This window comes from Phenylobacterium sp., from assembly GCF_031425575.1.
In the GTDB taxonomy this organism is placed as follows: Bacteria; Pseudomonadota; Alphaproteobacteria; order Caulobacterales; family Caulobacteraceae; genus Phenylobacterium.
The window spans coordinates 1-1,505 of record NZ_JANPJP010000080.1 but is presented as its reverse complement, the minus strand read 5'-3'; the positions used below and the strand labels follow the sequence as shown (position 1 = coordinate 1,505).

1 protein-coding gene is annotated in these 1,505 nt (G+C 67.2%); it reads left to right on the top strand.

The window, feature by feature from the left end; translation table 11 throughout:
- Window positions 1-1,505, top strand: a 1,505-nt coding sequence (nuoG, locus tag RMO97_RS04375; protein WP_310539322.1) for an NADH-quinone oxidoreductase subunit NuoG, incomplete at both ends; no start/stop codon positions are given.

The following is a 1,505-nucleotide window of genomic DNA, read 5'->3' as shown; positions in this document are numbered from 1 at the left end:
GGCGTCGAGGTCGAGTTCGAACCCGGCATGACGGTTCTGCAGGTGGCGGAGCTGGCCGGGGAAGAGATTCCGCGCTTCTGCTATCACGAGCGGCTGAGCATCGCCGGCAACTGCCGCATGTGCCTGGTCGAGGTGAAGCCTGGCCCGCCCAAGCCGCAAGCCTCTTGCGCCCTGCCGGCCTCCGACGGCCAGGAGATCATCACCAACTCCCCGATGGTCAAGAAGGCCCGCGAAGGGGTGATGGAGTTCCTGCTCATCAACCACCCGCTGGATTGCCCGATCTGCGACCAGGGCGGCGAGTGCGACCTGCAGGACCAGGCCATGGGCTATGGCCGCGACGATAGCCGCTACGGCGAGAACAAGCGCGCGGTCGAAGAGAAGTTCATGGGGCCGTTGATCAAGACGGTCATGACCCGCTGCATCCAGTGCACGCGCTGCGTCCGCTTCATCACCGAAGTGGCCGGGGTGCCGGACATCGGCCTTATCTCCCGCGGCGAAGACGTTGAAATCACAACCTATCTCGACAAGGCCGTGGCCAGCGAACTGTCGGCCAACGTCATCGACCTCTGCCCGGTCGGCGCCCTGACCTCCAAACCCTACGCCTTTAACGCTCGCCCCTGGGAGCTGAAGAAGACCGAGAGCGTCGACGTGATGGACGCCCTGGGTTGCTCGATCCGCGTCGACAGCCGGGGCCCCGCGGTCCTGCGCGTGCTGCCGCGCCTGAACGAGGACATCAACGAGGAGTGGATCAGCGACAAGACCCGCTACGCCGTGGATGGTCTGTCCCGTCAGCGCCTCGACAAGCCCTATATCCGTGAAGCCGGTAAGCTGCGTCCCGCCACCTGGGCCGAGGCGCTGAGCCTGGTGGCCGCCAAGCTGAAGGCCGCCAACCCCGACCGCATCGGCGTCATCGCTGGCGACCTGCAGGACGCGGAGTCCATGAAGGCCGCCAAGGACCTGTTCGGGTCGCTAGGCGTCACCAGCCTGGACTGCCGTCAGGACGGCATGACCCTGGGGGCGGGCGCCCGCGAGACCTGGCTGTTCAACTCCACCATCGCCGGCGTCGAAAACGCCGACATGATCCTCTTCGTGGGGACCAATCCCCGCACCGAGGCTCCGGTCCTCAACGCCCGGTTCCGCAAGCGCTGGGTCGCCGGCGCCCTGGAAGTCGGCGTCATCGGCGAACAGGCCGACCTGACCTTTGGCTACGAATATCTCGGCGCGGGCGCCGCCAGCCTGTCGGGCTTGGCCAAGTCCAAGTCCGACTTCGTCAAGCGCCTGAAAGACGCCAAGAACCCGGCCATCATCATCGGCGCCGGCGCCCTGGGCCGCGCCGACGGTGGCGCCATCGCCAAGGCCGCGGCCGATGTGGCTAAGACCTTCGGCATGACCTGGAACGTGCTGCACACCGCCGCCAGCCGGGTCGGCGGCCTCGACCTGGGCTTCATCCCGGGCGAGGGCGGCAAGACCGCCGCCGAGATGGCGTCAAAGGGCGCGCTCGACGT